Consider the following 22,692-nt stretch of genomic DNA (forward strand, 5'->3'; position numbering starts at 1 on the left):
CTGTACCACAAGGAAAACGTCGTCCCCTACGACCTGCCGGCCAACAAGACCCGCAGCACCTTCAAAACCCTCAGCTCCCCGGGCGGAAAGGGCTACAACGAACTGCGCATCGAAGACAAAAAAGGCGCCGAACAGATCTACCTCCACGCCCAGCGCGACTGGGACGAAAACATCGAACACGACCAGAAAATCCGCGTCGGCAACGAACGGCATGACACCGTTGAAGCCAATGTGCTGAGCGAATTCAAGGTTGAAGAACACCGGATCACGCATCTGGACCGCATCAGCGAAATGCGCGCCGATGATCACCTGACGGTGGGCGTGACGCGGCATGTGAAGGTTGGGACTGGGCAGTTTGTTGAGGCTGGGACGGAGATTCACCCAACTACGGTCCTTGGCTGGTCGACGTTAGCCACATGGAATTTGAGGCCTTTCTCGCTCACGAACAATTCACCGGCTGCACCGCAATGGCTAGTTGGATTAGTACTGACTGCCCAGCCGACAAGCTCGCCGCTCACCTTAGTGATGCGTTGCTAGCAAAAAATGAAGCTGGCGAAGTCCTGATGATTCGTAGCTACGCACCAGAAGTGGTGCCGATGCTGTACGCACGCGATGATCTGTCTTGGCATGCGTGGCTGTTTGGCCCACTGCAGGAATGGTGGGTGCCAGCAGAGGAAGATCAATGGCAGTGTCTGAAGGGGTTCAACCTTGAAAAGCCCGGAAGATACGAGCCTATTTTTCTCGACGGAAAGCTGTGGACGGACATGGAGATCGATCCTCTGCCCTACGGCCTCACCACTGAACTGGAAAAAGAAGCGCCTGAAGTGTTTGCCAGCACCTGCCACGGCGCCCGTTTGAAACAAGTGAAAGAAGCGCTGGACGCTGGCCGCAGTGAAGGTTTAACGGACGCGGAAGACGTCACTCTATTTGCCACCCTGCGGTTGATGAACCCTAAGTTTCCAGGGAACTGGCCGATGTGGACTCAAGCTAAGGAGCTAACATTTAGAGAAAAACTGCCGCTTGGAATCGTGATACAGCAGCTGTCTGACTGAATCCTCAATTTTTATGTAATATCGCTTTGTAAAATGACACAGGAAACATTGATGTCGCTGACTATGAATAGCTCGAATGAACGACGATGGAAACGCCGATCTTCAGCAATCGTAATTCTGATTCTCGCGGTATTTTTCGTGGGACTTTAACAGTCACAGACTTCATATCGCCGCACACCCTCAGCCCTCCCCGCTGACGCCCAGTGCGGCAGGCTCGTCCGGCTTCGTGCCGGGCGCCTATCCGTTACGCTGGAGTCCTCTCATGAACATTCGTCCCTTCCTGCTCACCACCACCCTCGCCTGCAGCTCATACGCCGCACTGGCCCAAGCAAACGAAACCTCCGCCACATCGAATCAAGTACCCTACCAATACGGCATGCCACTACACGTTGCGAAGGTGCTTACGTTGCCCGAACCACCGCCCCTTGAGTGCAAGGTCATCACCGCCGACATGAAATACATCGACAACACCGGCAAGCCCGTACAAATCAGTGACAGAAAATTATCTGACGCGTGCAGCCAGCAGAACTTACAGCAATTCTGATTTTCCGGTTGGCCATAGGGTTTGGGTGGTTTCAGCGGGCATGCTCGAGACCGTCCCTACTGCTGCAAGGACTGGCTATGCAGTTGTCGACTCACACGCTGTCGACCTTCACTTCCATCCTGTGTTTTCTGCTGGCGCTGGTCTGGGGATCTTTTCCGGAGGTGCTGCTGGCGATCTGGAGTATTGGCTATTTGGAAGGCACTAGCGTGGTCGCAAGGCGAAGCGCGGTGTTGTTTATGGTGCCAGGAGTGATGTTTTATCTGCTGCGCAATGCTCCACCGACAGTCGCACGCAGTGCGCTGAGCAACGGTTTTACCGTCGGCTGTGTCGGCTTGGCGGCGTTGGGTTTCGCCGAATGGCTCACCGGCCATTCCGGCCCCGGAATTTTGCCCGCGGTGCTGGTCGAGTTCGCGCTGGGCCTTGGTTTCGTACAGGCCCGGCGCGTGACGGTCGAACGGGGTGAGGCGGTGGGTTAAACGGCTCGATAACGAGCGCTGGTTTGATGTGCTGGAGTTTGCTGTGCGAGATCGGAACGCAGGCCCGCAACCAGGTTGTTGATTTCTCGGCAGCTATTTAGACGGCTGGCGTCGATTCCGCTTACATAAAGATCGGCTTGGTCGGTTCGATGGTCGCCAAATACTTTGACGGACATCAACAAGTCGGGTGACAGCGTGCACTGGCAGCGTTTCGGCAGGAAGCTGCTTTCAATGATATTGCGTAGTTCCAAGGCAGATAAAAACATGGCGAACCCTCTCCTTTCTGTGCGATTGCCAATCAAGTATTCACGCTGACCCTTTGCTGCGCCTTCACGGGTGTGTCCCCGCTGTTTCCCTGGTGCGGCAAGTGGTGGTACTGCGAAATGCCCATTGGAGTGTAGGCGCCCAAATCCGGTGCGCCGCACTTGAATAACGCATAAAACGTGCCTTTGGTCGGCCCGTTTCGCCTCTAGTTAAATCAAGGACTTGGAGGCTGAGCCAGTATTTTGCTATTTGCAAAATGCATGAATTGACCACCCATCCCCTGCAATATGCAATCCCCCGGGCATTTGCTTTCAAGCCGTATGACGGCAAGAATGCCTCCTGTTGCAATTCAACCCGCACGGAGGCTTCCATGAATTTCTTACGCGTTTGCGCGATCGCTGGCCTGCTCGCCGCCAGCCTGTCTACCCTGGCCCATTCTGGCAAGCTCGAAGATGTCGCGCCGTTTCCCAAAGCCGAGGCCGGGTTCACCCGACAGGTCATCCATCTGCCCAAGCAAGAGCAGGAGGAGAATTTCCAGGTTGAAATTCTCGCTGGCAAAACCCTCGAAGTGGATTGCAACCGCCAGCGCTTGGGCGGTGTGCTCGATGAAAAGAATCTGCAAGGCTGGGGTTATCCGTTTTATCGCCTGGAAAAGGTCATCGGTCCGATGAGCACAATGATGGCCTGCCCGCCCGGCAGTCAGAAAAAGCGCGCTTTCGTTCCGATCGTCGGTGACGGCTTCATGTTGCGCTACAACAGCAAGTTGCCGGTTGTGGTGTACGCGCCGTCGGACGTCGAGGTGCGCTATCGCATCTGGTCGGCCTCGGACAAGGTCGGCACTGCCCTGCAGGAATAACCGCAGCGCTCCATCACGCCGCAAGCAGCGGCGCGCTTGGCGACATGGCGCAGCGCCGCGCCACTAATCTGTGCACCCCGCTCATTACCAAGGAAGGAAAGCATAATGTCCATCGCGCTGCCCCTCACCGCTTTGCTCGCGTTCAGCGGTTACACCGTTTCGGTAATGCTCCGGGCTGAACATTCACTGATCGACTTCGGCATCAGCCTGATGTCGAGGCCGGACACCGCGCAGGTAGTGATCGATCTGTACCTGCTGGCAACGCTTGCCGGTGTATGGATGGTCAAGGACGCCCGGGCGCGCGCGCGCTCGGCCTGGTCGGTAGTACCTTATTTACTGCTGACCGCAGTGTTCGTTTCAGTAGGGCCGCTGCTGTATCTGGTAGTTCGGGGGATTCAGGACCGGCGCAAGTCAGGCGAGACGGCGTCGGTGAGCTGATCAACGGTGTTGGCCCAGCCGTACAACGTTTGAATCTTCCGCAAAACTCGACAGTCACTGCTAAGGAGAACAACAAATTCCGCTCTGAGCCGATGAAAGTGGAGATTGATCATGAATATCCGCCAAGTGCTGTTCGCCGTCCCGCTGCTGGTCGCTGCTCTGTCCAGCCCGGCAATTTTCGCCGGCGATGAAAGCGACGCCGTGAAAAAACCCGAATGCCCAAAAGGCCAGATATGGGACAGTAAGACCCAGAAATGCGTGCTGCAGACCAGCGGCTGAGCACCACCCTGATTTTCGTCAGAAGATTCAGGCCCTAGCCGGCAACCACAACCTGAACCGCGCCCCGCCCAATGGCGAAGACTCCACTGTCAATGTCCCGCCCTGCGCCTCCAGCGCCCGCCGGCTGATCGCCAAACCGAGGCCGAACCCACCGGTCGCGCGATCACGACTGCGATCCAGCCGATAGAACGGCTCGAAAATCCGTTCACGCTCGTCATCGGGGATGCCGATGCCATCATCATCGACCCAGATCTCGCATCCCGCGGCATTGACCTGCACGCCAATCTGAATGCGTTTCTCGCAATAACGCATGGCGTTGCGCAGCAGGTTCTGAATCGCTCGAGCGGTCAGGCGCGGATCCAGCGCGAAGCGTTCGAGCTGACCGTGCAGCAGAACATCGATCACGATGTCCGGCGATTCCAGCTCTTCGTCAACGCTGCCGAGAATGCTGTCGATGAACTCGTCCAGCGCCACCTCGATCCTCTCGGGCGACTGCGCCGGGTTCTGGAGACGGCTGTAGGAGAGCAATTCCAGCACCAGTTCGTCCAGCTCACGGATATGTGCGACGAGGCTCTGCAAGCGCTCGCGACTGGCGGCGGGTAAATCCTCGGACAGCGCCAATGCCAGGCCGAAATCCAGACGCGTCAGCGGCGTACGCAATTCATGGGAAACGGCGTTAAGCAGGTCGCGTTGCTGATTGAGCAGATTCTCGATATCACCGGCCATGGTGTCGAACACGTTGGCGAGGCTACCGATGTTCGAACTTGGCGCAATTCCGGTTCGTTCACTCAAATGGCCTTTGCCGAAACGTTCGGCGGTGCTTTTGAGGCGCTCCAGATCGCGCCAGTGCGGGCGCAGCCAAAGCAACAGGCAGCCAAGCAACATGGCGCCGATCAACACATTGATGCTCCAGTACAACAGATCGACGTCGACCGGATCCGGCGGCACGACCATGCGCACGGCCATGTCCGCATTCAACGGAGTCACTGCCAGCGTCCGCCAGCCCCAGTCGCCAATGCGCACGACGTTTTCACCCCGGTGCAGACGCTCCTGCTCGATGGGCGTGAACACCGGATCGTCGATTGGCGTCAGGACGATGTGCAACGGCTGGAATTCCTTGTCCATCGACGCAGCAATCGCCGGCCACTGCTCTTGCGGTGCAGCATGAAATTGTTTGGTGATCAGCGATTGCAGACCTCGGGAGAAGTCCAGGTTGTAGGTGACGAAGCGATCCCGGAAAGCCATGACCACCAGATCCGGCACCAGATAGATCGCCGCGCTATAGGAGACGATCGTCACCAGATACAGGCGAAACAGGATGCGAAACAACAGCTCAGCATTCCCATTCGGAGCGGCTGAACAGATAGCCCTTGCCCCACACGGTTTTGATCTTGCGCGCTTCGCCGGCATGATCGTCGAACTTGCGCCGCAGCTTGGAAATCGCCACGTCCACCGAACGGTCGGTGCCGTTGAATTCAATGCCGCGCAGACGCTGCAGAATTTGATCGCGGCTCAGCACTTCACCGGCATGCCGTGCCAGCACGACCAGCAAGTTGTATTCGCCGCTGGACAGCTCAACCGCCTGATCGCGCCAGGTGACGGTGCGCTCGGACAGGTCAATGCACAGGTTGCCCATGACGATACGGTCATTGACGGCCAGCGGTTCGCCGAGGCTGCTGCGCCGCAATAATGTGCGCACCCGCGCCAGCAGCACTCGTGGTTCGCAAGGTTTTGTGACGTAATCGTCGGCGCCCATTTCCAGACCCAGCACCTGATCATGGCTGTCGTCACGTGCCGTGAGCATCAGGATTGGCAACGTTGCGGAATCGGCCCTCAGCAAGCGGCACACCTGCAAGCCGTCGAGGCCCGGGAGCATGAGGTCGAGGATCACCAGATCCGGCGGGCTGATCCGCGCCCGCTCACGCACGTGATCGCCACGGCCTATGACACTGACGGAGTAACCGTTGCGCTCCAGGTAGCTGGAAATCAGTTCGGCGAGGGCGGTGTCGTCTTCGACCAGGAGTATGTTGGGCATGGGGTGTTCCAGAAAATGCTGTGGTGGTTGTCAGGCCCCCTTCGCGAGCAAGCTCGCTCCCACAGTAGTTTTGCATCGTTCACAAAACCCATGTGGGAGCGAGCTTGCTCACGAAAGCGGCCTGACCGTCACAAAAGAATTCAAGCAGTAAAGGATATACGCCCTCACCCGCCACCGAGCAAAACCCTTACACAATTTCACACAGCAACTACAAAGCTTCACCGCTAACCTCCCCGTCTGGCCGTAGGATGCGGCCATCAATATCGGGGGTTGTACATGTCTGGAAAACTGCTGGCCGGGCTCGGCCTGATCGCATTGGCGCTGACGCTGAGTGCCTGTGATTCATCATCGAACGCCGAAGAGCAGGCGTCGCCAGCCACGGTGCGCATCGAGACCATCCAGGCGCAGCCCCTGTCGATCAGCAGCGAACTGAGTGGTCGCATCGCCGCGCCACGGATTGCCGAGGTGCGTGCGCGAGTGGCCGGCGTGGTGTTGCAGCGCACCTATCGCGAAGGCAGCGACGTAAAAAAGGGTGATGTACTGTTCCGCATCGACCCGGCGCCGTTCAAGGCTGATCTGGACAGCGCCGAAGCAGCGCTGCGCAAGGCCGAGGCCAATGCGTTTCAGGCAAAACTGCAAGAACAACGCTATGCGCAATTGATCGACGACAAGGCCATCAGTGGTCAGGACTACGACAACGCCCGCGCCGCTGCCCGGCAGACGGCGGCCGATGTTGCCGCCAGCAAGGCAGCGCTTGAGCGGGCGAAACTGAACCTCGGCTATGCCACCGTCACGGCGCCGATTTCCGGCCGTATCGGTCGCGCGCTGGTCACCGAAGGTGCGCTGGTCGGGCAGAACGAAACCACGCCGCTGGCGCTGATTCAGCAGCTCAACCCGATCCATGCCGACCTCACCCAGTCGACCCGCGAACTCAACGAACTGCGCCGCGCGTTCCGTTCCGGGCAGTTGCAGGAAGTCGGTCAGGATCAGGTCAAAGCCACGTTGATTCAGGATGACGGCAGTCTGTATCCGTTGCCGGGCAAACTGCTGTTCAGCGACATCACCGTCGATCCCGGCACCGGTCAAATCATCCTGCGCAGCGAATTTCCCAACCCGGATCTGGACCTGCTGCCGGGCAGTTTCATCCGCGTACGTCTGGAACAGGCAACCATTCAGAACGGGATTACTGTGCCGCAGCGGGCAGTGCAGCGTGACAGTGCCGGCATCGCCCAGGTACTGACCGTCGATGAGCAGATGCGCGTGGCGCAGCAACCGGTGCAACTGGGCGCGGTGCAGAACAATCGCTGGATCGTCACCGGTGGCCTTAAACCCGGCGACCGCATCGTCATCGAAGGCCTGCAACACGCCCGTCCCGGCGAAAAAGTGCAGATCGACGAAACCCCACTTCCACTTGCCCAGACCGCTGGTCAGTAAGCAGGACGCTCTTATATGCCGCAGTTCTTTATCGACCGCCCGGTGTTTGCCTGGGTGGTCGCGTTGTTCATCCTGTTGGCCGGTGCACTGGCCATCCCGCAATTACCAGTGGCGCAGTACCCCGATGTCGCACCACCGCAAATCGAAATCTACGCCGTGTACCCCGGCGCCTCGGCGCAGACCGTCGATGAAAGCGTAGTCAGCCTGATCGAAGAAGAGCTGAATGGTGCCGATCACCTGCTCTACTTCGAATCGCAGAGCAGCCTCGGCAGCGCGACGATCAAGGCGACGTTCCAGCCCGGCACCAACCCGGAGCTGGCGCAGGTCGATGTGCAAAACCGGCTCAAAGTGGTCGAGTCGCGCCTGCCGCAAGCGGTCAATCAGCAAGGTTTGCAGGTGGAGAAAGTCTCTTCCGGCTTCCTGTTGCTGATCACCCTGACTTCCAGTGATGGCAAGCTCGATGACGTGGCGCTCAGCGACTATCTGGCGCGCAACGTGATGAACGAGATCAAGCGTCTGGACGGTGTCGGCAAAGCGCAGCTATATGGCGCCGAGCGGGCAATGCGCATCTGGATCGACCCGCAGAAGCTGATCGCCTTCAACCTGACGCCGGCCGATGTCAACGCAGCTATCGTTGCCCAGAATGCCCAGGTTTCAGCAGGCAGCATCGGCGATTTACCGTCACCTTCTGCTCAGGAAATCACTGCGACGATACTGGTCAAAGGCCAATTGTCGACGCCGCAAGAGTTTGCCGACATTGTGCTCAAGGCCAATCTCGACGGCTCCACTGTGCGCATCGGCGACGTGGCGCGGGTCGAGATCGGCAGCCAGGAATACCAGTTCGGCACACGGCTGAACGGCAAGCCTTCCACCGCCGTCGGCGTGCAGCTATCGCCGGGCGCCAATGCGCTGAGCACCGCGACGCTGGTACGGGCGAAGATGGATGAACTGGCGCGCTACTTCCCGGCCGGCGTGGAATACAAGATTCCGTACGACACTTCGCCGTTCGTCAAAGTCTCGATTACCAAAGTGATCTACACCCTCGGCGAAGCGATGCTGCTGGTGTTTGCGGTGATGTTCCTGTTCCTGCAGAACGTGCGCTACACCCTGATCCCGACGCTGGTGGTGCCAGTCGCGTTGATGGGTACGTTCGCGACCATGCTGGCGCTGGGGTTCTCGATCAACGTGCTGACCATGTTCGGCATGGTGTTGGCCATCGGCATTCTGGTGGACGACGCCATCGTGGTGGTGGAGAACGTCGAGCGGATCATGGCCACCGAGGGGCTGTCGCCCAAAGAGGCCACGCGCAAAGCGATGACGCAGATTACCGGCGCGATCATCGGCATTACGCTGGTGCTGGTCGCGGTGTTTATTCCGATGGCGTTCATGCAGGGTTCTGTGGGGGTGATCTACCAACAGTTCTCGCTGTCGATGGCGACCTCGATTCTGTTCTCGGCGTTCCTTGCCCTCACCTTGACCCCTGCGTTGTGTGCAACGTTGCTCAAGCCGATTGCCAAGGGTGAGCATCACGAAAAATCCGGTTTTTTCGGCTGGTTCAATCGTCGCTTTGACCGTCTGACGGAACGCTATCAGGGCTGGGTTGGTTACGCCTTGAAACGTACTGGTCGGTATCTGCTGATCTACGTCGTGCTGCTGGTGGGCCTGGGGCTTTGCTTTGCGCGGCTGCCCTCCTCGTTTCTGCCGACGGAGGATCAGGGCTACACCATCACCGATATTCAGCTGCCGCCGGGCGCGACGAAGAACCGCACGGTGCAGGTAGCCGAACAGCTCGAAGCGCACAACGCCGGCGAACCAGGGATCAGTGACAGCGTCGTGATCCTGGGTTTCAGCTTCTCCGGCAGCGGGCAGAATGCGGCGTTGGCGTTTTCGACGCTGAAGGATTGGTCGGAACGTGGCAGCGACGATGCCGCCAGCTCGATCGCCGACCGCGCGAACGCTGCCCTGAGCCAGATCAAGGACGCCATGGCATTCTCGGTGCTGCCACCTCCGGTGGATGGCCTCGGCACGTCCAGCGGTTTCGAGTTTCGTCTGCAGGATCGCGGTGGCCTCGGCCATGCGACGTTGATGCAGGCGCGAACCGAGCTGCTCGCTGCCGCCGAGAAAAGTCCGGTATTGATGAACGTTCGTGAGAGTGCCCTGGCCGAAGCGCCGCAGGTGCAACTGATCGTTGACCGCAAGCAGGCGAATGCCTTGGGCGTTTCGTTCGCCGACATTGGCAACGTGCTGTCCACTGCGGTGGGTTCCAGCTACATCAACGACTTCCCCAATCAGGGCCGCATGCAGCGCGTGGTTGTGCAAGCCGAAGGTGATCAGCGCAGTCAGGTGGATGACTTGCTGAAAATGCACGTGCGCAATAACGCCGGCAACATGGTACCGCTGTCGGCATTCGTTCAGGCCAACTGGATTCAAGGCCCGGCGCAGTTGACCCGCTACAACGGTTATCCCGCGATCGCCATCTCCGGCGAACCGTCAGCGGGGTACAGTACCGGTGAAGCCATGGCGGAAGTCGAGCGACTGGTGGCGCTGGGGCCTAAAGGTCTGGGCCAGGAATGGACGGGTCTGTCGCTGCAGGAGCGTCTGTCGGGCAATCAGGCGCCGATTCTGCTCGGCTTGTCGTTGCTGGTGGTGTTCCTGTGTCTGGCAGCGCTGTACGAGAGCTGGTCGATTCCGACCTCGGTATTGCTCGTTGTCCCGCTGGGCGTGCTCGGCGCGGTGCTGGCGGTGACGATGCGCGGGATGCCAAACGATGTGTTCTTCAAGGTCGGTTTGATCACCATCATTGGCCTGTCGGCGAAAAACGCGATCCTGATCATCGAGTTCGCCAAGAGCCTGTATGACGAAGGCCACGACCTGATCGATGCAACGTTGCAGGCTGCGCGCTTGCGCCTGCGGCCGATTGTGATGACTTCGCTGGCGTTCATCCTCGGCGTGGTGCCACTGGCCATCGCCACTGGCGCTAGCTCGGCCAGCCAACAGGCGATCGGCACTGGCGTGATCGGCGGGATGATCACCGCGACGCTGGCAGTGATCTTTGTGCCGGTATTCTTCGTCGTCGTCATGAAGCTTGTGCAACGGTTCACCAAACAACACTGATGCAATTGTAGGAGCTGCCGTAGGCTGCGATCTTTTGACTTTGCTTTTAGAAGATCAAAAGATCGCAGCCTTCGGCAGCTCCTGTAAAAGCCGGATTGCGTACGCTATGGTGCAGAGACAGTTCACCATCGTGAGTCCCCATGCGCTTCCTCGCCCGCACCCATCCACGTCTTTCCGCCGCCGCCCTGCTCGGTCTTGCCATGGGTTTGCTTATCCCGGCGCAATCCATCGTGAGCAAAATCCTGATCGGCTGGAACGTCGGCGTCTGGACCTACCTGACCCTGATGTTCTGGCTGACCGTGCGCGCCAAGGCCCCGGACGTCAAACGCATCGCTGAAGTCGAAGATGAAAACGCCGGCCTGGTGCTGTTCGTGGTATGCATCGCCGCGCTGGCGAGTCTGGCCACCATCACCTTCGAACTGGCCGGGAGCAAGGATCTGGATTCGACCAACAAGTTGATGCACTACGCTTTTACCGCCTTGACGGTGATCGGTTCGTGGCTGCTTATTGGGGTGATTTTCTGCGTGCACTACGCCAGGTTGTTCTACACCTGGGACGGCAAGGAGCCGGCGTTGCGCTTTGCCGAAGGGTCGACCACGCCTGACTATTGGGATTTTCTGTACTTCTCGTTCACCATCGGTGTCGCCGTACAGACCTCGGACGTGGGGGTGGCAACACGGGAAATCCGCAAGATCGTACTGACGCAGTCGTTGATTGGTTTTGTGTTCAACACGGCGATTCTTGGGTTTTCGATCAATATCGCTGCCGGCTTGTTCGGTTGAGCTGCATCGAATGCGTTTACGATACAAAAAAATGCCTCGGCATTGCCAAGGCATTTGAATGACATGTGCTCAGAAGAAGTGACTTACTCTCAGGCTCGCGCTCCAGTCCTGAGAGACGGTATTGCCTGTACCGCCGCCGACTTCGCCTGCCACCTGCCAGTTTCGCTGAGCAGGTGTCCATTTCAACCCGGCACGGTATTCCAGCGTGTTACTGGCGCGGTCATCATTAAAGCTATCGTCGTTGATTTTGACCTCGTTGGTTTTGACGAACTCACGGTTTGCCCCCAGCGAAACACTGGGCTCCAGCAAGGCACCACCTTCGAGTGTCAACAAACGCCCCCCCCGGATGCCGATGTTTCCTTGCACCGAACGCATGGTATCTGCATCAACCTCAAGACCGTTGTCCAGCCGATAGCTGTCACTCTGGGTTACACCCGTTGACAGGCCGATCTGGGGTTCGAGGAACCAGTCTCCTCCAAAACGAAAGTGTTTGCCCACGGTGACCGCACCACTCGCACCCAAGGCTTTGTAGTCGCCCTTGCTCCGGGTACCGTCACTCATGGTGACCCTGGCCTTGTTGTCGAACTGGTTGATTTTGAGCAAAGCGTTGATAAATATGCCGCTCACAGGATCGAAGGTGCTGCCGTAAACGCCGAGACTCAAGCTATCGACGGTCGCCTTGGAACCATATTTCAGATCCATGTCAGTGCGGCTTGTGCCAACGAATGCGCCCAGCACCGCATCTTGACCACCGATATTCACCGTTGTATCGGCACCACCGGTAATCCCGGTCTGGTTTTGTGTATAGCCGTCGCCATAAGCATTCTTGACGTTGTATTGGTTGCCATAAGTGCGTACCCAGACACTGTTGCTCAACTTGGTAGTATCGCTCTCACTGGCCGCGCGCATAGATGCATCGGGTCGGATACTCAGTCCGCGATCGCCGATCTGCGAATTAAGCAGGTTCATTTCCGCATTCGATACACTGCGCGCACTGCCGACCAGGGCCAACGCTGTATTGGTCGAAGTACTGACGGTTTCCCGGTCAGGGTTGAGGTACAAGCCTTGACCATCCTGTTTCAATCGATAGACGAAAGCGCCGGCGTCTACCGTTTCGCGCCCGCCAAGTGAGAAGCTGGCATCGCCGGCGGCAATGTTGCCGACCTTCACCGCTTCGGCTGTAACAGGTGTCGTTCCCGTAGCCGCGATTTGCAGTTGATGTTGACCAGTGGCGTTACCGGTGACATTCAGGAAGTCGGTGTTTCCGTTGCCCAGATCCGTGCCCATCACAAACGCGCCGCGGCCGGAGAGATCGCCCACATTCAGTTGCTGGAACTGCTCATTCGTGCCCATGCGAACGACGCCGTTATCCAGCGCAAGGCTCTGCACGGTGTTGTCGCCGGTCATGACCCACTGCGCTGCGTTGTTGATGTTGAGGCTGGCGCTATTGTTGATTTGACCAGTCAGTACGGAGGCATTGTCCAACAACACGCTACCTTTGCTAGCCGTGATAACGTCGCCAGTGAAGTTGCTGCCGTTGTTCAACACAAGGCTGGAAACGTTTTCGACGTTACCGTTGATTGCCGAACGATTGTCCAGCTCGACACGGCCATTGATGTCCGCCAACACATTGCCGGTTATTTGACTGCCATTGTTCAGCGACAGACTGGCGACGTTTTCAATGTTGCCATTGAGCACGGCGTTATTGTTCAGGCTGACCTTTGAGGCTGTACTTGCAACGGACAAGACATTGCCATTGAGCGTGCTGCCGGAGTCCAGACTGACCTGCGTCACGTTCTGTAAATCACCTTCCAGCGCTGCGCCGTTCTGCATCAATAGCGAAATAGAGCTGCCCGTTTCGGCCACGACGTTGCCACTCAAGTGGCTTGCGTCCACGATGAGATTGGCGGTGGAACGATTGGTTGCCTGCAAAAGATTGCCGTTGCCACCGACCAATTGGGAGTTCCCTAGAACATTGATTGTTGCAGCTGTCCCGGCAGCGCCGGAAGAGCCCAGCACGATCGCCGACCCGGTGCCGCCGGTCACTCGGGTATCGTTGAGCGTAACCGTGCTGTTGTTGACGCCCGTCAGATCTGTGACGATCTGCAGGCCGTCTTGTTCTCCGGAGAGGAGGCTGCCTGTGGCTGAGAGCGTTGAGCCACCCAATTGCACACCGTAACTGGTTGCACCGGTACCACGAATGGTCGAATTTTCTACATTCAGAACTGCGAAACCTACGGCATTCGCGCCTCCGGGCCCCCCCGTAATCGTGCTTCCGCCTTTGACTGTCGCGCTTGAAGAGGCGGGAGTGTTTTGATTGCGCCCCAACAGTAGGCCAAAACTGTTTGAACTGGTGATGGTTGTGTTGTTGTCGATCGTGGCACTGCTGTCGATCAGTTGTATCGCCCCTCTGCCGGTCGTACTTTCGATTGCGGCCCCAGAAATTGAAAGGACAGAATTGCTCATACTGATTCTCTGGCTTTTGCCGCCGTTGAAATCTACGTTGGCATTAGCTGAGGTAATGGTCAGCGCTTCTGCATTGTTAATCGTCAATGTCCCCCCGTCGGAAACCGCCCATGCTTCAGGCGAGGGAGGGTTGGTAACCACTGCACTTTCGCCTGGAAGGAGGACTCGACTGTAGGCTTGCGGCGATGACGCAATTGCAACTGCGATAATCAATCCTTTGATTGCGTAGGGATGTTTTGAATTCGAAGCCGACGACATAGCTATTTCCTCAACTGCACAATTTACTGAGACTGGTTCATGACGGAATGGACAATTCGCCAAAAACATCCAACAGCTTAATGAGAAAAACAAAACTCTTTTGTAGGAATAATCCTTTTTATTTGACGAATTGCCCGCGACAGGTAAAGTCGTAGAGCGCAGGTACAGTGCAGAAAATGCCGCAAGAGAGACAGCAACGTCTCACTTGCGGCATCAACCTATACACTCACCCATTTAAGGAGCAGGCGCGGGAGCTGCGGTGCCATCGCAATAAGTGAAACTGGTACTGATGGTATCGATCCGCCTTACAACAGGTGTAGAGCTTTGCTCACCGTTGATGTCAGTCGTATACCAGTACTTGCCATAAGCAACCGCCCCCCTGGCCGGTTGCGCGGCCTTGAACACGGCAGGAGTAGTGCCCGTTGGCGCAAAGTCCTGCACGTCTGCAGCTGCGATGGTGTAATCTGCCGAGACTTTTGTATTGGGAATCAGATCATCCCCCGCCGCAGTCTTGTGCGCCTCAAAATGCACCTTTATTGTTTTGCCCGGCGGCAGCAGCGGATCTTTCGGAATGATAAGACCCAAGTCGTAGCTAGAGGTGGGGCTTTTCATTGCAAAACATTCGATGTAAGGACGTGTATCCGGTTTCCGGATCCTCACCGTCGGTGTTGGTAAAGGAATCGGATGCCCGGCCACGAGGACAGTTTCCTCTTTTGATCTCATGATATTTTTATCTACACCGGACTTCTGTATAGTCCAGAACGCTTTTACGCTTGGAGTGGGAAGACCGGTAACTACACTGGTCGGAATTTCAACTTCAAATTCAGTCTCATCTACAAACGGTACGTAGGGTTCCAGCCGCACTCCATTGATATAGCAAGTGGCCGTTTGTTCTGGTGTAAGCGGTGGATCAGTGAGCGCGAAGACCACTTTGAATGTAGCAGATTTACTTCGATCACCAGGTAACAGGCTGTTGGGAGTTTTGGACGCGCCGGTGACAACGGGTAATTGCAGGATGGAATTGGTCAAGTCAGGCAGATCCGGATTTTCCGGGCCGGCGTAGTCAAATGCCAAGATGAAAGTCTCAATTGGCGACTCTACGTCCGTGGTCATTCCAGTTCGAGTGATCGTATATTTGATATTGACGCGTTTCGGCTCGGTGGCGTCGGCGAATATCTTTGCAAGGTTCTCGTATTCAAGAGGGAACGTCAGATTCGCACCAGTCCAGGCCTGTGGGTCGAAATCGTGGAAGACGGTCGCATCGTTGGCATCCTCGATAGTTATATAGATTTGGTCACCCGTCTCCGCATTATCGATGAACGCACTTTCGACGATGGCGGAGATTCCGCTGGCGAGATCATCCAGATAAAGGGGTGTAGTGAAGTTCGGGTCGGTTCGAGGTACCAGCGGACCCTTGTTCGACACGGGTACCTGCGCCAGTGCCAGCGTCAGAAAGGCAATTGGCGCGGACTCGAGGCTAGGGTTCCCCGGAAGGTCTTCGTACTGTTGAACGATGTTGACGCGCCCTCTTGGAGGAAACTTGCGAAGCTCGCTGTTCGAAAACGAAATTTCGCCAGTATCAGGTACGGTACCCTCGAAAACCAAAACCGATAGATCGGCGTTGCGAAGCCAGACGCGAACCTTGTCATCAGCAGGGCGCCTTTGCGGATAATTCACAGGCACTTTGCAATTTACATTAGCGTTTGCCGGAAGCGCCATCCATGCTTCGGTGACGGTTACCTGCGGATCTGTTGGCCTATTGACAAAGGTAGGGGCTGGCGTAGGCCTGGCCTCTCTTCGCGGGTTCTTTGTATGGAAAGGCGCGGTTTGATCGACGACGACCTCGATGATATTAGAGGGATCTTCGATACCGCCACCACCTTTGTAAACCTTCACCCTGATTTCATATGTCGTAGGATCAATGGGGGTTGGTAACTCTTGGATTTTGCTGGTATCAATCTCTAATGGAATTTTGCCTGCCGGCCTATCAGCAATTGGTCCGAGCGGAACTGTGCCAATCGTTTCGAAGATTCCACCTTTAACTCGCAACTCCACGTCCACATCATCGTTATCGTCTTCGTCAGAGGTACGATCAAGATTGACGATCAGTATCCCGCTGTCCATTACGCTTTTGGCAATATAGTTGTCCGTCAGCGTCTCCGCGGTAATAGCCGAAAAAAGACCGACCTCTTTCACCCCAAACGAAGCAGGTCTTTGTTTTGGAGGTAATAATTTAAATGTCATTTCCATCTCTCCTTGTATGCTCAGGCCAAAAGGGCCGGGTTCGCCAGGTGTTACCCTGTCTATCATCACTGAACCGTTTTTTGATTCGCCATAAAGCCGCCCGCCTTTGAATAACTGCCAGCGCGCGACAGCAGAATCATAATCAACAAGCGGTCTTATGCAGGGTTCAAACGGGACAACGAACTCCCAATGTTTGTCAATGTGCTTCTGCTCCAGCAAGATATCCCAGTCGCCGTAACTTTCAGGCACTGGCGGACCGCTGGCATTCAAACTTGAATATCCTTGCCAATATAACTTTGCTCTATCCCCAATCGCTGCGAAACCATTGGCTGTAGGGATTGAAACGGTCACCCCGCAGGTTAAAGGAGGATGTGTATTGTTATTCAAGTAGCCCCAACGCGTTGCGTTGGGGAATTCAGGCGTATCAAGAACCACCATGGGGGTGTGATCAATGGTCAACTTTCTGTCAGGTGACGGATCCGGGATACCTCCACTGGCTTTCCAGACTTTATAAGATAAAAAAGCCACGCCGTCCGTCACAAGATGCGCTGGCGTCAATGGGAAGTATAGGTAAGCGGGTTGTGGCGGATCTAAATATTCTGTGTAGAGCCTGGTAACACTGCCATCCTGCGCAAGTTCAATCCACAGTTCGTCTTTTGGGTTCGGGTCGTCCCAGTAAGGAATAATGATCCGAGAACCATTAAGCAAAATATCGAGCGGTACGTGACCGTCAAGATCACTATCATCAATACCTTCGACTGAGAGCGGGCTCGCGAGAATTCCTATACTTCTTCTGGTTGCGTTACTCTTCGTCATGATGTACTCCCCCGGTCACCTAACTGCACAGAATAAGTGCGTTGCTATATGGGCGAATTAAGCGCTCAGTCACCGCACTTGCCAACTGTCAGATCTGACAGGTATTCATACCGTTCGTCGGTTTCGAGCGCCGTTATCCCGTCGCTCTGTCAAATGTTCCTTGACGCAGATGTACTCGTTGAGGTCTCCTGAAACCGGTTTCACGCGCTTCTGCATCAGATCAACAATAAAAATATTCATGCCATGAACGATTTCTCCATCGCCCAACGCAACCGCGTCACAATGCTCGACGTCGCCGAACGCGCCGGTGTATCCAAGGCCAGCGTCTCGCGCTTTATCGGCGATGACCGCGCGCTGCTATCCGATGCCATTGCCCTGCGCATCGAACAGGCCATCAGCGAACTCGGCTACCGCCCGAACCAGATGGCTCGCGGCCTGAAACGCGGGCGTACGCGCCTGATCGGCATGCTGGTGGCCGATATCCGTAACCCCTATTCGATTGCCGTGATGCACGGGGTGGAAACCGCATGTCGTGCGCACGGCTACAGCCTGGTGGTGTGCAACACCGACCGCGATGATGAGCAGGAACGCCAGCACCTGGCGCTGTTGCGCTCGTACAACATCGAAGGGCTGATCGTGAACACGCTGGGCCATCACCGCGACGAATTGCATGAGCTGCGGCGCGAGATGCCGCTGGTGCTGGTGGATCGCAAGGTCGACGGGCTGGATAGCGACATGGTCGGACTGAACAACCCGCAGGCAGTTGAAATGGCGCTCACGCACCTTGAGCAGCGCGGATATCGCGATCTATTGCTGGTCACCGAGCCATACGACGGCACCAGCTCGCGGATTGAGCGGGTCAGCAGTTTTCAGACGCAGATTGCCCAGCGATCAGAATTTACCGGTGCGGTGGTTGAAACCGGTGACGCCTTTGCACACCAACTCCAGACTTTTTTGAACAGAAGCGATGCCGGGCCGAAAGCGCTGTTCTGTGCCAACGGCGTCGCGGCGCTGGCGGCGACTCATGCGTTGTGTGCGCTCGGCGTGCACTTGTTCGAGGATGTCGGGCTGATTGCCCTGGATGATCTGGATTGGTATCCGTTGGTGGGCAGCGGGATTACCGCGCTGGCTCAGCCGACGGCAGAGATTGGCGCGCGGGCGTTTGAGTGTCTGCTCAAGCGCTTGCGCGGGGATGACGAGGTGGCGCGGATGATGGATTTTGCGCCGGTGCTGGTTGAGCGGGGCTCGACCCGAGCGATTGGCGGTGTCTGATCTGGCGCTTTCGCGAGCAGGCTCGCTCCCACATTTGGGATGCGGTCACCTGTGGGAGCGAGCCTGCTCGCGAAGGCGCCCGGAAGGTCACCACAGAACCATCCGATATTTTTTTGAACAAAAATGAAACCGGTTTCAGAGGTCAATAACAATGAATGAACCAGCCGTTTCCATCAGCCTGTCCAGCTACGGCGCCGAGCTTGTGCGCCAGCGTGGGCAGGACGCTTTCATCGAAATCCTGGCAGCGGCCGGGGCCAATCGCATCGAGTGGCGCGAAGAGCTGCTGACCCGCGAAGATCCTGCACAACTGGCTCAGGCCACCCAGGCGCAGGGTTTGCAAAGCATTTATTCCTCACCGACCGAACTGTGGCTGGCCGGTCAGGCGCAACCGAATCCCGAATTGATTACCGCGCTGCAACAGGCCCAGGCATTCGGTTCGAAATGGCTGAAGGTCTCGCTCGGTTACTTCACCGATAACAGTGATCTGCAGGCACTGGCCGAGCGGCTCAGACACAGCCCTGTGCAATTGCTGGTGGAGAACGATCAGACCTTGCAGGGTGGGCGCATCGAGCCGTTCCAGCGTTTCTTCGCTGCCGTCGAGCAGCACAACCTGCCGATCAAGATGACCTTCGACATTGGCAACTGGCATTGGCAAGACCAGTCCGCCGCCAGCGCCGCGCGTGCGTTAGGGCGTCATGTCGGTTATGTGCATTGCAAAGCCGTGGCCCGCCGCGCCGACGGCAAACTGGTCGCCGTACCACCGGCCATCAGCGACCTGCATCTGTGGGAACAACTGCTGCGGCACATGGACCAAGGCGTTATGCGCGCCGCCGAATATCCGCTGCAAGGCGATGACCTGGTGCAACTGACCAGCGAGCACGTCGCCGCCCTCGCCCGCCTCGGTCAATCGCGTCTGGAGCCTGCTCATGTCTGAGATCGATATTCTGTCTTTCGGTGAAACCATGGCCATGCTGGTCGCCGAGCAGTCCGGCGATCTGGCGTCGGTCGAACACTTTCACAAGCGCATTGCCGGGGCGGACAGCAACGTCGCGATCGGCCTGTCGCGTCTGGGTTTCAACGTCGCGTGGCTGAGCCGGGTTGGTGACGATTCGCTTGGGCGCTTTGTGGTCGAGACGCTGATTAAAGAAGGCCTGGATTGCAGCCACGTCAAGGTCGATAAAAGCCATCCGACCGGATTCCAGTTCAAATCGCGCAACGACGACGGCAGTGATCCGCAGGTCGAATATTTCCGGCGCGGCTCGGCGGCCAGTCATTTGGCAACGCAGTCAATCACACCCGCGCTGCTCAATGCTCGCCATCTGCATGCCACCGGAATCCCACCGGCGCTGTCAGCTTCGGCAAGGGAAATGTCCTTCGAACTAATGACCCGCATGCGCAACGCCGGCCGCAGCGTGTCGTTCGACCCGAATCTGCGCCCGAGCCTGTGGTCCAGCGAACGGGAAATGATTACCGAGATCAACCGCCTCGCTGCCCTCGCCCACTGGGTGCTGCCGGGGTTGAGCGAAGGCCGTTTGCTCAGCGGTTTCGATGATCCGGCGGATATCGCCGCGTTTTATCTCGATCAAGGCGCGGAAGCGGTGGCCATCAAGCTCGGGCCGGAAGGCGCCTACTACCGCACGCATCTCGATCAGGGCTTTGTCGCCGGCGTGCCGGTGAGCAATGTGGTCGATACGGTGGGTGCCGGCGACGGCTTTGCGGTGGGAATGATCAGCGCCCTGCTCGAGCATCAAAGTTTTGCCGACGCGGTGCAGCGCGCCAACTGGATTGGCAGTCGCGCGGTGCAGAGTCGCGGGGATATGGAGGGCCTTCCAACCCGCCAGGAATTATCAATTGAATTTGAATCCGCCTTCGCGAGCAAGCTCGCTCCCACATTTGGAATGCAATCCCCTGTGGGAGCGAGCTTGCTCGCGAAGAGGCCCGCGTGATTACCGCAAATCAATGAACCTGCTGCGACAAAAACAACAAGCTCAGGAGTGACACCGATGAAAACCGCAACCCTCGCCACCCGCCGCTGGTGGTACATCATGCCGATTGTGTTCATCACTTACAGCCTTGCCTATCTGGATCGCGCCAACTACGGCTTCGCCGCTGCCTCGGGCATGGCTGAAGACCTGATGATCACCCCAGGCCTGTCCTCGCTACTCGGTGCGCTGTTCTTTCTCGGTTACTTTTTCTTTCAGGTACCCGGCGCGATCTACGCGCAAAAGCACAGCGTGAAAAAGCTGATTTTTGTCAGCCTGATCCTCTGGGGCGGTCTGGCTACGCTGACCGGTGTGGTCTCCAATGCGTACTGGCTGATCGTCATTCGCTTCATGCTCGGCGTGGTCGAAGCGGCGGTGATGCCGGCGATGCTGGTCTATCTCTGTCATTGGTTCACCCGTGCCGAACGCTCAAGGGCCAACACCTTTCTGATCCTCGGCAACCCGGTAACGATGCTGTGGATGTCGGTGGTCTCGGGTTATCTGGTGCAGCACTTCAGCTGGCGCTGGATGTTCATCATCGAAGGTCTGCCGGCGGTGCTGTGGGCGTTTATCTGGTGGCGTCTGGCCGATGATCGTCCGTCGCAGGCCAAGTGGCTCAACGACCAGGAAAAACATGATCTGGAAAGTGCCCTCGCCGCCGAACAGGTCGGGATCAAAGCAGTGAAGAACTACGCCGAAGCGTTCCGTTCGCCGAAGGTGATCATTCTGGCGCTGCAGTTTTTCTGCTGGAGCATCGGCGTCTACGGCTTTGTTCTGTGGCTGCCGTCGATCCTCAAGGCCGGCGCGCAGATGGACATGATCGAGGCCGGCTGGCTGTCGGCGCTGCCCTATCTGGCGGCGGTGCTTGGCATGCTCGCGGTGTCTTGGGGGTCGGACAAGTTGCAAAAGCGCAAACGCTTCGTCTGGCCGCCGCTGCTGATCGCCTCGATTGCGTTTTACGGCTCGTATGCCTTGGGCGCCGAACATTTCTGGTGGTCGTACACGCTGCTGGTGATTGCCGGTGCCTGCATGTACGCGCCGTACGGGCCCTTCTTCGCCATCGTCCCGGAGATTCTGCCGGCCAACGTCGCGGGCGGCGCCATGGCGCTGATCAACAGCATGGGCGCGCTCGGTTCTTTCGGTGGTTCGTACCTGGTCGGCTACCTGAACAGCTCCACCGGTTCGCCCGGCGCCTCGTACCTGTTGATGAGTGGCGCGCTGTTGCTGTCGGTGGTGCTGACCATTTTTCTCAAGCCCGGCGCCAGTGATCGCGTCGTCGCCAAAGCCGTCGCCACACCGCGTGTGCCGGCGCATTCCTGAAAGGACTTTTGCCATGAAAAAACAGGTCGTGCTGTACAAGAAACTCTCGCCCGCGCTGATGGCGCGCCTGCAAGAGCAGTTTGACGTGACGCTGATCGAAAGCCTCGACGCCGATGGCCTGATGCAGTTGCGCGATGCCCTGCCCCGGGCCCACGGTTTGCTCGGGGCCAGCCTCAAACTCGATGCCGCGCTGCTGGATCTGGCGCCGCAGCTGGAAGCGATTGCCAGTGTTTCGGTGGGTGTCGATAACTACGACATCGATTACCTGACCCGGCGCGGGATCCTGCTGACCAACACGCCGGATGTGCTCACCGAAACCACCGCCGACACCGGCTTCGCCCTGATCCTCGCCGCCGCACGCCGCGTCGTCGAGCTGGCCAACATGGTGCGTGGCGGGCAATGGAGCCGCAACATCGGCCCGGCGCATTTCGGCACCGATGTGCACGGCAAGACGCTGGGCATCATCGGCATGGGTCGCATCGGCGAGGCGTTGGCCCAGCGTGGGCATTTCGGTTTCGGCATGCCGGTGATCTATCACAGCCAGTCGCGCAAACCGGCGGTCGAGGCCCGTTTCGATGCGCAATATCGCAGCCTCGAAGATCTGCTCAAGCAGGCCGATTTCATTTGCCTGACCCTGCCACTGACCGCGCAGACCGAACGCTTGATCGGCGCCGGACAGTTTGCGCTGATGCGGCCGGAGAGCATCTTCATCAATATTTCCCGGGGCAAGGTGGTCGATGAGGCAGCGATGATCGAGGCGCTGCGCAGCAAGCGTATCCGCGCGGCGGGGCTGGATGTGTTCGAGCGCGAGCCACTGAATCATGATTCGCCGTTGTTGCAGTTGAGTAATGTGGTAGCGACGCCGCACATGGGTTCGGCGACCCATGAGACGCGCGAGGCGATGGCGCGTTGTGCGGTGGAGAATCTGCTTGCGGCGTTGAATGGGCAGAAGCCAGAGAATCTGGTGAATCCGAATTAAGCGCTGGCTGTAATAGCGCCTTCGCGAGCAGGCTCGCTCCCACAGGGGAATGCATTCCCCTGTGGGAGCGAGCCTGCTCGC

19 protein-coding genes and 2 pseudogenes are annotated in these 22,692 nt (G+C 57.6%); 16 read left to right on the top strand and 5 right to left on the bottom strand.

Annotated elements, in window-relative coordinates; genetic code table 11:
- The 5 genes and pseudogenes from VNV36_RS19200 to VNV36_RS19215 all read left to right on the top strand — a co-directional run.
- Window positions 1-381 (top strand): annotated as a pseudogene (locus VNV36_RS19200) (bacteriophage T4 gp5 trimerization domain-containing protein); the annotation flags it as partial.
- 35 nt (window positions 382-416) lie between these two features.
- Window positions 417-542 (top strand): annotated as a pseudogene (locus tag VNV36_RS25835) (hypothetical protein); the annotation flags it as partial.
- Between the two features lie 21 nt (window positions 543-563).
- A complete protein-coding gene (locus VNV36_RS19205) occupies window positions 564-1,052 on the top strand; it encodes a hypothetical protein (RefSeq protein WP_325719471.1) in 489 nt (162 codons plus the stop codon).
- A 262-nt stretch (window positions 1,053-1,314) separates the two neighbouring features.
- Window positions 1,315-1,596: a DUF2790 domain-containing protein gene (locus tag VNV36_RS19210; RefSeq protein ID WP_325719473.1), complete on the top strand. Its 282-nt coding sequence runs from the start codon at window positions 1,315-1,317 to the stop codon at window positions 1,594-1,596.
- Window positions 1,597-1,673: 77 nt separating this feature from the next.
- Window positions 1,674-2,072 carry a hypothetical protein gene (locus VNV36_RS19215; RefSeq protein WP_325719475.1) on the top strand — a complete coding sequence of 133 codons (399 nt, stop codon included), beginning with the start codon at window positions 1,674-1,676 and terminating at the stop codon, window positions 2,070-2,072.
- On the opposite strand, the gene VNV36_RS19220 is transcribed toward VNV36_RS19215, so the two are convergent.
- Window positions 2,069-2,338: a DUF1652 domain-containing protein gene (locus VNV36_RS19220; protein WP_325719477.1), complete on the bottom strand. Its 270-nt coding sequence runs from the start codon at window positions 2,336-2,338 to the stop codon at window positions 2,069-2,071. The genes VNV36_RS19215 and VNV36_RS19220 overlap by 4 nt on opposite strands.
- Window positions 2,339-2,706: 368 nt before the next feature.
- Here VNV36_RS19220 and eco point away from each other — a divergent pair, with 368 nt between their 5' ends.
- The 3 genes from eco to VNV36_RS19235 all read left to right on the top strand — a co-directional run bounded on the left by eco (window position 2,707) and on the right by VNV36_RS19235 (window position 3,909).
- On the top strand, window positions 2,707-3,192 hold the full coding sequence (eco, locus tag VNV36_RS19225) for a serine protease inhibitor ecotin (protein ID WP_325719479.1): 486 nt from the start codon (window positions 2,707-2,709) through the stop codon (window positions 3,190-3,192).
- 102 nt (window positions 3,193-3,294) lie between these two features.
- Entirely contained in the window at window positions 3,295-3,630 is a 336-nt protein-coding gene (locus VNV36_RS19230) for a DUF2834 domain-containing protein (protein WP_325719516.1), read from the top strand.
- 111 nt (window positions 3,631-3,741) lie between these two features.
- Window positions 3,742-3,909, top strand: a complete 168-nt coding sequence (locus VNV36_RS19235; protein ID WP_325719481.1) for a hypothetical protein — start codon at window positions 3,742-3,744, stop codon at window positions 3,907-3,909.
- Between the two features lie 27 nt (window positions 3,910-3,936).
- On the opposite strand, the gene VNV36_RS19240 is transcribed toward VNV36_RS19235, so the two are convergent.
- Together VNV36_RS19240 and VNV36_RS19245 are read right to left on the bottom strand one after the other, a co-directional pair.
- On the bottom strand, window positions 3,937-5,238 hold the full coding sequence (locus tag VNV36_RS19240; RefSeq protein WP_325719483.1) for an ATP-binding protein: 1,302 nt from the start codon (window positions 5,236-5,238) through the stop codon (window positions 3,937-3,939).
- Window positions 5,239-5,242: 4 nt separating this feature from the next.
- The gene (locus VNV36_RS19245) at window positions 5,243-5,944 is read right to left on the bottom strand and encodes a response regulator (RefSeq protein WP_016774890.1); all 702 of its coding nucleotides are present in this window, start codon (window positions 5,942-5,944) and stop codon (window positions 5,243-5,245) included.
- 276 nt (window positions 5,945-6,220) lie between these two features.
- Here VNV36_RS19245 and VNV36_RS19250 point away from each other — a divergent pair, with 276 nt between their 5' ends.
- The 3 genes from VNV36_RS19250 to VNV36_RS19260 all read left to right on the top strand — a co-directional run bounded on the left by VNV36_RS19250 (window position 6,221) and on the right by VNV36_RS19260 (window position 11,274).
- Entirely contained in the window at window positions 6,221-7,378 is a 1,158-nt protein-coding gene (locus tag VNV36_RS19250; RefSeq protein WP_325719495.1) for an efflux RND transporter periplasmic adaptor subunit, read from the top strand.
- A gap of 15 nt (window positions 7,379-7,393) precedes the next feature.
- Window positions 7,394-10,492: a multidrug efflux RND transporter permease subunit gene (locus VNV36_RS19255; RefSeq protein ID WP_325719497.1), complete on the top strand. Its 3,099-nt coding sequence runs from the start codon at window positions 7,394-7,396 to the stop codon at window positions 10,490-10,492.
- 140 nt (window positions 10,493-10,632) lie between these two features.
- Window positions 10,633-11,274 carry a DUF1345 domain-containing protein gene (locus VNV36_RS19260; RefSeq protein ID WP_325719499.1) on the top strand — a complete coding sequence of 214 codons (642 nt, stop codon included), beginning with the start codon at window positions 10,633-10,635 and terminating at the stop codon, window positions 11,272-11,274.
- Between the two features lie 69 nt (window positions 11,275-11,343).
- On the opposite strand, the gene VNV36_RS19265 is transcribed toward VNV36_RS19260, so the two are convergent.
- Together VNV36_RS19265 and VNV36_RS19270 are read right to left on the bottom strand one after the other, a co-directional pair.
- Complete coding sequence (locus VNV36_RS19265) at window positions 11,344-13,998, bottom strand: autotransporter outer membrane beta-barrel domain-containing protein (RefSeq protein WP_325719501.1); 2,655 nt, start codon at window positions 13,996-13,998, stop codon at window positions 11,344-11,346.
- Between the two features lie 234 nt (window positions 13,999-14,232).
- Entirely contained in the window at window positions 14,233-17,058 is a 2,826-nt protein-coding gene (locus VNV36_RS19270; RefSeq protein ID WP_325719503.1) for a hypothetical protein, read from the bottom strand.
- Between the two features lie 243 nt (window positions 17,059-17,301).
- On the opposite strand from VNV36_RS19270, the gene VNV36_RS19275 reads away from it, so the two are divergent.
- The 5 genes from VNV36_RS19275 to VNV36_RS19295 all read left to right on the top strand — a co-directional run bounded on the left by VNV36_RS19275 (window position 17,302) and on the right by VNV36_RS19295 (window position 22,611).
- A complete protein-coding gene (locus VNV36_RS19275; protein WP_325719506.1) occupies window positions 17,302-18,330 on the top strand; it encodes a LacI family DNA-binding transcriptional regulator in 1,029 nt (342 codons plus the stop codon).
- 151 nt (window positions 18,331-18,481) lie between these two features.
- The gene (locus tag VNV36_RS19280; protein WP_325719508.1) at window positions 18,482-19,264 is read left to right on the top strand and encodes a sugar phosphate isomerase/epimerase family protein; all 783 of its coding nucleotides are present in this window, start codon (window positions 18,482-18,484) and stop codon (window positions 19,262-19,264) included.
- Window positions 19,257-20,276, top strand: a complete 1,020-nt coding sequence (locus VNV36_RS19285) for a sugar kinase (RefSeq protein WP_325719510.1) — start codon at window positions 19,257-19,259, stop codon at window positions 20,274-20,276. Before VNV36_RS19280 ends, VNV36_RS19285 begins: the two co-directional genes overlap by 8 nt.
- 57 nt (window positions 20,277-20,333) lie before the next feature.
- Window positions 20,334-21,632 carry an MFS transporter gene (locus VNV36_RS19290; protein ID WP_325719512.1) on the top strand — a complete coding sequence of 433 codons (1,299 nt, stop codon included), beginning with the start codon at window positions 20,334-20,336 and terminating at the stop codon, window positions 21,630-21,632.
- A gap of 13 nt (window positions 21,633-21,645) precedes the next feature.
- Window positions 21,646-22,611: a 2-hydroxyacid dehydrogenase gene (locus tag VNV36_RS19295; RefSeq protein ID WP_325719514.1), complete on the top strand. Its 966-nt coding sequence runs from the start codon at window positions 21,646-21,648 to the stop codon at window positions 22,609-22,611.
- Window positions 22,612-22,692 lie beyond the last annotated feature (81 nt).

It is taken from the genome of Pseudomonas sp. (genome assembly GCF_035554175.1).
In the GTDB taxonomy this organism is placed as follows: Bacteria; Pseudomonadota; Gammaproteobacteria; order Pseudomonadales; family Pseudomonadaceae; genus Aquipseudomonas.

Coding starts and splice junctions, on each gene's coding strand:
- VNV36_RS19205 (WP_325719471.1), top strand. CDS start 564: ATGATTCGTAGCTACGCACCAGAAGTGGTGCCGATGCTGTACGCACGC.
- VNV36_RS19210 (WP_325719473.1), top strand. CDS start 1,315: ATGAACATTCGTCCCTTCCTGCTCACCACCACCCTCGCCTGCAGCTCA.
- VNV36_RS19215 (WP_325719475.1), top strand. CDS start 1,674: ATGCAGTTGTCGACTCACACGCTGTCGACCTTCACTTCCATCCTGTGT.
- VNV36_RS19220 (WP_325719477.1), bottom strand. CDS start 2,338: ATGTTTTTATCTGCCTTGGAACTACGCAATATCATTGAAAGCAGCTTC.
- eco (WP_325719479.1), top strand. CDS start 2,707: ATGAATTTCTTACGCGTTTGCGCGATCGCTGGCCTGCTCGCCGCCAGC.
- VNV36_RS19235 (WP_325719481.1), top strand. CDS start 3,742: ATGAATATCCGCCAAGTGCTGTTCGCCGTCCCGCTGCTGGTCGCTGCT.
- VNV36_RS19245 (WP_016774890.1), bottom strand. CDS start 5,944: ATGCCCAACATACTCCTGGTCGAAGACGACACCGCCCTCGCCGAACTG.
- VNV36_RS19250 (WP_325719495.1), top strand. CDS start 6,221: ATGTCTGGAAAACTGCTGGCCGGGCTCGGCCTGATCGCATTGGCGCTG.
- VNV36_RS19255 (WP_325719497.1), top strand. CDS start 7,394: ATGCCGCAGTTCTTTATCGACCGCCCGGTGTTTGCCTGGGTGGTCGCG.
- VNV36_RS19260 (WP_325719499.1), top strand. CDS start 10,633: ATGCGCTTCCTCGCCCGCACCCATCCACGTCTTTCCGCCGCCGCCCTG.
- VNV36_RS19265 (WP_325719501.1), bottom strand. CDS start 13,998: ATGTCGTCGGCTTCGAATTCAAAACATCCCTACGCAATCAAAGGATTG.
- VNV36_RS19270 (WP_325719503.1), bottom strand. CDS start 17,058: ATGACGAAGAGTAACGCAACCAGAAGAAGTATAGGAATTCTCGCGAGC.
- VNV36_RS19275 (WP_325719506.1), top strand. CDS start 17,302: ATGAACGATTTCTCCATCGCCCAACGCAACCGCGTCACAATGCTCGAC.
- VNV36_RS19280 (WP_325719508.1), top strand. CDS start 18,482: ATGAATGAACCAGCCGTTTCCATCAGCCTGTCCAGCTACGGCGCCGAG.
- VNV36_RS19285 (WP_325719510.1), top strand. CDS start 19,257: ATGTCTGAGATCGATATTCTGTCTTTCGGTGAAACCATGGCCATGCTG.
- VNV36_RS19290 (WP_325719512.1), top strand. CDS start 20,334: ATGAAAACCGCAACCCTCGCCACCCGCCGCTGGTGGTACATCATGCCG.
- VNV36_RS19295 (WP_325719514.1), top strand. CDS start 21,646: ATGAAAAAACAGGTCGTGCTGTACAAGAAACTCTCGCCCGCGCTGATG.